The sequence below is a fragment of the Methanosarcina sp. A14 genome (genome assembly GCF_001729375.1).
In the GTDB taxonomy this organism is placed as follows: domain Archaea; phylum Halobacteriota; class Methanosarcinia; order Methanosarcinales; family Methanosarcinaceae; genus Methanosarcina; species Methanosarcina barkeri.
The window spans coordinates 1-7,857 of the sequence record NZ_LZPK01000389.1 but is presented as its reverse complement, the minus strand read 5'-3'; the positions used below and the strand labels follow the sequence as shown (position 1 = coordinate 7,857).

At 35.5% G+C, this 7,857-nt stretch carries 7 protein-coding genes and 2 pseudogenes; 6 read left to right on the top strand and 3 right to left on the bottom strand.

Translation table 11 applies throughout. The annotated features are described in order from the left end of the window. Nucleotides 1-90: 90 nt before the first annotated feature. The 5 genes and pseudogenes from A9239_RS17825 (at nucleotide 91) to A9239_RS17810 (ending at nucleotide 4,532) form a co-directional block, all read left to right on the top strand. The gene (locus tag A9239_RS17825; RefSeq protein ID WP_048116844.1) at nucleotides 91-351 is read left to right on the top strand and encodes a PKD domain-containing protein; all 261 of its coding nucleotides are present in this window, start codon (nucleotides 91-93) and stop codon (nucleotides 349-351) included. A 188-nt stretch (nucleotides 352-539) separates the two neighbouring features. Continuing rightward, nucleotides 540-716: pseudogene (locus tag A9239_RS21005) on the top strand (PKD domain-containing protein); the annotation flags it as partial. Between the two features lie 57 nt (nucleotides 717-773). Beyond that, a pseudogene (locus A9239_RS17815) lies at nucleotides 774-1,382 on the top strand (transposase); the annotation flags it as partial. Nucleotides 1,383-1,860: 478 nt separating this feature from the next. Next, on the top strand, nucleotides 1,861-2,037 hold the full coding sequence (locus tag A9239_RS19830; RefSeq protein WP_155396443.1) for a hypothetical protein: 177 nt from the start codon (nucleotides 1,861-1,863) through the stop codon (nucleotides 2,035-2,037). Nucleotides 2,038-2,354: 317 nt separating this feature from the next. After that, the gene (locus A9239_RS17810) at nucleotides 2,355-4,532 is read left to right on the top strand and encodes a PqqD family peptide modification chaperone (protein WP_141706511.1); all 2,178 of its coding nucleotides are present in this window, start codon (nucleotides 2,355-2,357) and stop codon (nucleotides 4,530-4,532) included. A 528-nt stretch (nucleotides 4,533-5,060) separates the two neighbouring features. Here A9239_RS17810 and A9239_RS19825 read toward each other — a convergent pair. Then, nucleotides 5,061-5,237: a hypothetical protein gene (locus A9239_RS19825; RefSeq protein WP_155396442.1), complete on the bottom strand. Its 177-nt coding sequence runs from the start codon at nucleotides 5,235-5,237 to the stop codon at nucleotides 5,061-5,063. A gap of 473 nt (nucleotides 5,238-5,710) precedes the next feature. After that, entirely contained in the window at nucleotides 5,711-5,851 is a 141-nt protein-coding gene (locus tag A9239_RS19820) for a hypothetical protein (RefSeq protein WP_176722185.1), read from the bottom strand. A gap of 47 nt (nucleotides 5,852-5,898) precedes the next feature. Between A9239_RS19820 and A9239_RS17805 the strand changes: the two genes are divergently transcribed. After that, nucleotides 5,899-6,372: a universal stress protein gene (locus tag A9239_RS17805; protein WP_048116838.1), complete on the top strand. Its 474-nt coding sequence runs from the start codon at nucleotides 5,899-5,901 to the stop codon at nucleotides 6,370-6,372. A gap of 61 nt (nucleotides 6,373-6,433) precedes the next feature. Here A9239_RS17805 and eno read toward each other — a convergent pair whose 3' ends face one another. After that, nucleotides 6,434-7,720, bottom strand: a complete 1,287-nt coding sequence (gene eno / locus A9239_RS17800; RefSeq protein ID WP_048155744.1) for a phosphopyruvate hydratase — start codon at nucleotides 7,718-7,720, stop codon at nucleotides 6,434-6,436. Nucleotides 7,721-7,857 lie beyond the last annotated feature (137 nt).

Here is a 7,857-nt window from a genome sequence, read left to right as displayed (position 1 = left end):
TTGAAAACTTGGTTTTAAACCTCCTTGGATTTTTCAGTCTCAGGTAAAGATGCAAAAATGCAGTAATACAAAAACAAAAGTCATTTGTTGATGTCACAGTATCTAAAATATGAAATCGCAAAACCTGTTGCTGCTTTTTCTGCATCTCCTACCTCCGGAAAAGCACCATTAAACGTTAAATTTACCGACAAACGTACAGGCTTACCAGAAAAATGGAAATGGAGTTTTGGAGATGGAACAGTTTTAAGAGAAAAGAATCCAGAACATCAGTGTTTTCAGGAAGGGAACTATAAGGTTACAATTACAGTTGTTAACGTTGTAGGCTACCTGTATGAAGCAACTGGTTTTTGAGATAATCTTTAGATTACCTTTTTTTATTTATTTAAGTTTCTTCTTTTCGGAAGTTTTTGCTATCTCTATTAGTCATTCCATTGCCTGCAATGGCACGAGCACCTATAGCAGACTTCTATGCTGATACAACATATGGAAGTGCACTTTTGCATGTTCACTTTTAGAACACTGGCGTCACAGGCGACCCAACTAGCTACTTCCGGAAGTTTGAACATGAAACAAGTAGCGATTGGAATTCTCGTCACTTTGGAAGTGCTGTTCACACATTTAGATATCCAGGGGTTTATGATGTTAGTCTAACTGTATCAAATGCGGACAGGAGCACAACAAAAACGAAGTCAAGTTATATCACGGTTAGAGAGTAATTCTGTGATATTTGACACATACTATTTTGTGAATGTAAGTAAATAAGTAAAAAATAAATGGATAAGGCACACATTACAATAGTTGGAACTTATCCTGTTTTCATGACTCATACAAAAGGACTTTCTGGTGACTCTCCAGAACTTATCAACCATATTAAAGCTCTAAAGAATATGCATGCTGATCTGGCATTTTATTCTGCAGATGGTGGTTATGATTCATTCCTAAATCATTCTAATATCTGGTATCATCTGAATGCAAAACCGATTATTTCTTACTCTTCAAATGCAGTAATCAATCAAGAAGGTGAAGAGGAAAGGATCAATCACTGGGTAAATAAAAAGTGTAAACTCGGTGGAGACATTCATGCACCAATGGAAGACAAACTCAAATTTCTATATGAAATTGGAAGAAAAGAACAGGTAGGAATGTGCCTGAGAAATCAGAACATCAAGGATGAGACTTTTGATGATCAGTATAAAAAGAGAGCTGAATGTGAAAAGATACATGGACATATTAAGGGTACAGTAAAATTCGATATTAGAAGAGTAAGAAATCAGAGTAGAAAACTCTACTCTCTATTGAGTTTCATAGCATACCAACTAATGGTGTTGACAGAATTGCAAAATAAAGTTGAAAGCAAAAATTCATTTGGGAGATACTTTTAAAAAAGTGGATATCAAATTAGATTAGAGATTTTAAGTATCCTCTTCAAATTCAATGGGGAATTTTCCAACTCGAAAAATATGCAACAATTTTATTATACAGTTATAAAGTTGAATGCATCTTTTGAAGTTGTTTCTTGGACTTGGGTAATTTTTTAAATTTTCAGCAAATACATGAAATTTACTTTTACCCATACAATTTGAAGAGGATACGATTTTAAAAGCTAATTTGAGATCCTCTTTTAAGGCACGCTCTAAGGGCATAATATATTTATATGTTGTTTATATATAATATTAGGGGAGGTCTATTAATACGGTATTCTGGTTTAAAAATAAAAAATGATCACTTTAGCTGTGTCAAATAGATGAGAGTTTACTCAGCGTTGCTATGATTTTTTTTCAGTAACTGACTTTTCAGACCTTCAAAATATAAAAACAGTTACTAAATACGAAAACAAGCAATGATATAACAGGTGATTATATGGGAGAAACGGAAGCATCTAAAATAACGGAAGTATCTAAAGTTATTGAGGCGTTTGATCCACAGATCGTAGCTTCAGCAGTAACGGAGAATTTACCAGAAGTTAGTAGAGCGTTACGTGCCGCTACAAACAACAATAACAACAATAATAAGAAAGCTATGGAGCAAGTAGAGTAAAGAGTCTGAATATTATTCGCATGTTTAATAAGTTAGTGCCCATGAGTTATTGGTCAATTACGAAAAATCAAATACTTCCCGCGTGTTCGTGAAAATAAAGTGAGATCCTTAAGCTCACAGTTTTCAGTAACTCATATACGCTAGCTTAAACTGCGATTTATATTTTTTAATATTTTGGTTTTAAAATTGGATTTTATTCCAAAATGAAAGTATTAACTCTAAATTATTCGCAAAGCAATGAGTGTATTTAAATACACATTAAATATAGCACGATAATATATTACAAACAGAATATAACAAATTTGGTTGCGGATTCCATGAAAACTGTTCTTATTTTCCCACCACAATGGTCGCCATTACAACCTTATTTAAGTATACCATCCTTATCTGCTTATCTTGAAATGCATGGATATTCTGTAGTGCAAAAGGATTTGAATATAGAATCATATGACATTTTTTTGTCTCCTGAACACATTCTATCAATGAAACAAAAAATTAAGGAAAGATTTGAATTATTAGATAACAAGGAACGACTATCTGTAAAAGAGCAAGAAAAGTTTGTTGCTTTTTTTATGGGTATGTCCAAGGCGTCTCGTATTCACGAATGTATATCAGAAGCAATGACATTAATTAAAAATGAAGATAATTTCTATAATATTAATGACTACAACAAAAGTATGAATACAATCAATGAGGCGCTTTCAATAACCTCACTTGCGTATTTTCCGACAAATCTCTCTCTATTTTCTTTTACTATTGATAATTTTGATTATTCAATATCGGAATTATTTAAGGCAACAATAGACGAGGAAATTAATCCATATATTCAAATTTATAAAGATAATCTTCTAAAACCAATAGTAAACCTAAAACCTGATCTGGTTTGTATCTCGATTATAGGTACAGAACAAATAATTCCAGGGTTAACTATTGCACGTTTATTGAAATTAGAAACAGATTCCCACATTAATATTGGTGGAAGTATCTTTAGTCGTCTAGTGGATGTTTTACTTTCAAGAAAAGAATTATTTACAACATTTTTTGATAGCGTAATAACATTGGAGGGTGAAAAACCTCTTCTTGAACTTGTAAAACATATAGAAAACAAGAAAGATCTTAAATCGGTTCCAAATTTAATTTTTTTGGATGGAGAAAGCGTATGTAAGACAGACATAAGTAGGCCAGAAAGAATTGATAACTTACCTACGCCTAGCTTTGAAGGATTCCCTTTGGATAAATATTTATCTCCTCTTCTGGTTTTACCATATCTGTCAAGTAGAGGCTGTTATTTTAATAAATGTGCTTTCTGTGATCACTCATATATTTATGGAAATCGTTATGATCCCAGAGACATTAAAAAAGTTGTAGATGATCTAAACAAATTAACAAATAAATATGGATGTCATCACTTTACATTCTCTGATGAATGTATCTCGCCATCTAGGTTTGATAAATTGTCAGATGAACTTATAAACACTAAATCCACAATTTTTGCGAATGCTGACATAAGGTTCGAAAAAGGATTTACATCCGAATTATGTAATAAAATATACAATTCTGGATTTAGGGTTTTCTATATCGGCATGGAATCCGCCAATAATAGAGTTCTTAGTTTCATGAATAAGGGAATAGATAAAGATTCGATTCTTAATATAATTTCAAATAGCTCTAGTGCAGGTATTTGGAATCATGTTTTTTATTTCTTAGGATTCCCTACAGAAACCGAAACTGAAGCAGAAGAAACTCTAGATATATTGATTTCTAAAAAAGATCAAATCCACTCATCTGGTGGTTCAACTTTTCTATTAGGGAAAGATTCCAAAGTTGCACACAATCCCAAAAAATATTCAGTCAAAAATATTAAGATTGACCAAAAAAAAGATCTCGAATTATGGTACAATTACGACATTGATGTAGGCCTATCAAATGAAATGGCTCAAAGATTATTATCCAGCTTCAAGGAGCAAATCGAAAAAGATAATTGCGATTATTGTTGGAGTTCTATTCCACGTGAACATTTGCTAATCTATTTGTCACGATATAGAGTTTCAGATCTGAAAGATATGATTAAGATTCCATATATTAAACAAGACCCTAGAATATATTATAATGACTATTTGAATGATAATGCGATATTATATATGCATAAACATTTAGCAGTTCATACTATTAATTTTGATATAACAGAATTAATAAACAATAAATTTAACTCGCCAATAGTATCGGAACTTACAAATGTTGTATACAATGAAAAAAGTAAAAAAATTTTTAAAATAAATAATTCCGCAAAAAAAGTGATTGATTTACTTGATAACGTAAATACTGTGGGAGATGTAATAAACAAAATAGCTATAAATTATGGAATTTCTCTTAAAGAGGCTAGAATAAAATGTAACAGATTATTTACAGAATTGTTAAACAATGATATAGTTGGAATTGCGAATTCTACCGGCTCGATTCCAAGGCTCGATCCTACTTTCGGCAGGTCTACATAAGGGATTTAAATATTTTTTCTGATATCGTTTTTGAACATTTGATAAATACGCGTTAGAGTTAAAGCTGGTTAACTTCTGGCTCAATTCCCATGACATATATATAGTCACGCCTACAATTATTGCAACAAAAACTCATTGTACCTTATTGAGTAGTTGCATTATTTATCCTCGTGACTATAAATACTGAATCATTTTTCTATTAAAGGTTAGTATGAGAGATTATGTTTGGATCATATGTAAACCTAATAACTACACACAATAAGGAAATATCATTTTAAAATCGCCATCAGCAAAAATGATCGAAAATGAAATGTCGACCTGCCGAATGTAGGATATATACAAACCTTACTTGCGTAAATACCTAAGGTTTTTACTTAAAATCATTACTGTTTGTAATTTGAGATCCCAAAAAGGAAAGAGAAGTGGAAAGGTTATTCCCCATCACTTATAAACAAAAACATGTATGCCACGCTTGGCACTTTTCGGCACTGTGCCAAGCGTGGTCTAGTAAAAAAAGTAAGAAGGCAGTTAAAAAGTTTCTTTGCCCTCTTCATAAAATACTCTACCGTTGCCGTCTCGGAATTCAAATCTCATATTATCTTTATCACATGGAACCATTTCCCCACCGACGGGGCAGGTCGTAAGGTTATCACTTGTGAATGCATTGAGATATGCTTGCGGTGTGCCGAAGTAAATATTTGGCATTTAATGAATTTTTGTTCTGTCATTAAATTAAATTCTCCTTATTTATTTCAGATGTATACAATATAAAATCTTATATTGTATACATCTAAAATAAATGTAACCGTTAATATATAAACTTTTGGATGTTACACTGTAATGTATAGAGATTTTTAGTATTTCCATATATCAGCGATAGCAACTTTAGCTAAAACTGAATGATTTTTTAGATGTTAAAACCCCTTGGTTCTTGAGTGGTTAGTTTTCCTATTCTTCTGTTTCGTTGTCTGGTTTTTCGTCGTGATCGTAACCTGTGGGAATTGCTGCGCCTGCTGTTATCCCTACTTCTCGCCTCCACTGTTCTTTTTTCCTGTTATTCAGGAGATCTGAAGTAAAGATCTATCCAAGGTGAGGTATGAGGGGGACTTGCAAAGAAATGGTAAGCCTCTTAACCGGGATATTTTATTCTTGTGTTATAGAGTCCTTTTTTGCTGTCTCTATGTTGGTTTAGGTCTGCTTGCCAGTTTAAAGCCCCTTGAAAATTTGAGATAAGCTTTTGTAATCTCATAATTTAGAGAGCTTGCAGGCTTGAAAGAGACATCCTGCTTTTCAGGTTTTACAGCTTTTTCTTGCAGCATTCCAAAAATCTAATTTAGGAAATCCCCGTATTCTAATACGGTTCTATATGGAAGCTATTAATTTTAAGAAAATAATGGTTGCAACCGACGGCTCGCCCTGCTCCGGGCTGGTTGCTGAAAAAGGGATTGAGCTTGCTCGGTTGAGTGGAGGAATGGTTTATGCAGTCTATGTGGTATCAACGGCCTACCTGGCTCCTATCAATGGAGATTCCTTTCCTATGAGTGTGGATCCTTACTGGGAATCTATACATGAGGCATGGGATAAACAGGGACATGAGGCTGTAAATTATGTAAAAAGCCTGGGAGATATGAAAGGAATCAATGTTGAGCCCGTTCTTCTTGAAGGCAATCCCGCAGAAGAACTGATCCGGTATGCCGAAGAGGAAAAAATGGATATTGTTGTTATGGGCACTCTTGGAAAAACAGGACTGGACAGGTTGCTTCTTGGCAGTGTCGCAGAAAATCTGGTCCGTCACTCGAAGGTTCCGGTTATGGTTGTAAGAGATAAGTGTGACATATGAAACTGAATTGTTAAAACGAAAAAAGAAAGCTAAAACTATTTAAAATGAAAAATTAAAAGGGTTAGAGTTGCACGTAATGTGCAACCTCACCCAGGTCTTCCTCGATTCTGAGAAGCTGGTTATATTTAGCTGTTCTTTCTCCACGGGCCGGGGCTCCGGTCTTGATCATTTCTGCCCCGATAGCTACCGAGATATCCGCAATTGTTGTGTCTTCGGTTTCGGCAGAGCGGTGGCTTACTATTACTGTATAGCCATTTCTGGAAGCCATATTTGCAGCATCAAAAGCTTCGGAAATAGTTCCGATCTGGTTGACCTTTAAGAGAAGTGCATTTGCTGCTCCCATGTCAACACCTTTTGAAAGTCTCTCAATGTTTGTGACAAAAAGGTCGTCACCAACAATAATTGTGTCCCAGAGTTCATTGGTCAGAGCTTCGAAGTCCTCAAAGGCTTCCTCATAGAAGGGGTCTTCAATGGAAAGGATTGGATATGAGTTCACAAGTTCGACATAGTAGTCCATCAGCTCGGGAGCAGAGCGTTTCTTTCCGTCGATTGAGTAGGCCTCATCTTCGTAAAACTCGGAGGCTGCAGCATCAAGCCCGATTGTAACCTCGGTGTCAGTGTAGCCTGCTTCTTCAATAGCCTGGGCAAGAGCATCAAGGGCTTCGGTTGACTCACTCATCTTGGGAGCATATCCTCCTTCATAGCCCACGTTGGTAGAAGAACGACCGTATTTCTTTTCCAGTATTTTACCAAGAACGTGATAGATTTCGGCTCCCATCTGGAGAGCTTCGTAAAAGGTTTCTGCGCCTTTGGGCTGAATCATGAACTCCTGAATTGCAAGATCATTGCCTGCATGCTTGCCCCCGTTAAGGACATTCATCGTGGGCACTGGAAGAGTAAATGCATTTGAGCCTCCCAAATAGCGGTAGAGAGGAACATTCAGGGAATCTGCAGCAGCTCTTGCAACAGCCATGGATACCCCAAGAATTGCATTTGCCCCAAGGTTTGATTTGTTATCGGTCTCATCGAGCTCAATCATCAGCTCATCGATTTCCCGCTGGTTTCGCACATCAAGCCCCAGCAATTCCTTCTGGATGATGGTATTCACATTCTTTACTGCAGTGAGAACTCCTTTTCCTCCATATCTATTAGGGTCTGCATCCCGCAGTTCAAGGGCCTCGTTCGTACCAGTAGAAGCCCCTGAAGGAACACCGGCTCTGCCAAATCCCTTTGGCGTAAACACATCAACTTCAACTGTGGGATTTCCCCTTGAATCCAGGATCTCCCGAGCATGTATCTTTTGGATTTTATATTCTCCAGAATCCTGCTGTAGACCGATATACGACATTATTTCACCCTTTTTAATCTCTGATCTATCTATTAGATATATTCTGTTATTTGAAGCTTAACCTTAATTCAAAGCTTATCCTTAATTTTGAAGCTTATCCTTAATTCAAAGCTTATCCTTAATTTTGAAGCTTACTC

Coding starts and splice junctions, on each gene's coding strand:
- A9239_RS17825 (WP_048116844.1), top strand. CDS start 91: ATGTCACAGTATCTAAAATATGAAATCGCAAAACCTGTTGCTGCTTTT.
- A9239_RS19830 (WP_155396443.1), top strand. CDS start 1,861: ATGGGAGAAACGGAAGCATCTAAAATAACGGAAGTATCTAAAGTTATT.
- A9239_RS17810 (WP_141706511.1), top strand. CDS start 2,355: ATGAAAACTGTTCTTATTTTCCCACCACAATGGTCGCCATTACAACCT.
- A9239_RS19825 (WP_155396442.1), bottom strand. CDS start 5,237: ATGCCAAATATTTACTTCGGCACACCGCAAGCATATCTCAATGCATTC.
- A9239_RS19820 (WP_176722185.1), bottom strand. CDS start 5,851: ATGCTGCAAGAAAAAGCTGTAAAACCTGAAAAGCAGGATGTCTCTTTC.
- A9239_RS17805 (WP_048116838.1), top strand. CDS start 5,899: ATGGAAGCTATTAATTTTAAGAAAATAATGGTTGCAACCGACGGCTCG.
- eno (WP_048155744.1), bottom strand. CDS start 7,720: ATGTCGTATATCGGTCTACAGCAGGATTCTGGAGAATATAAAATCCAA.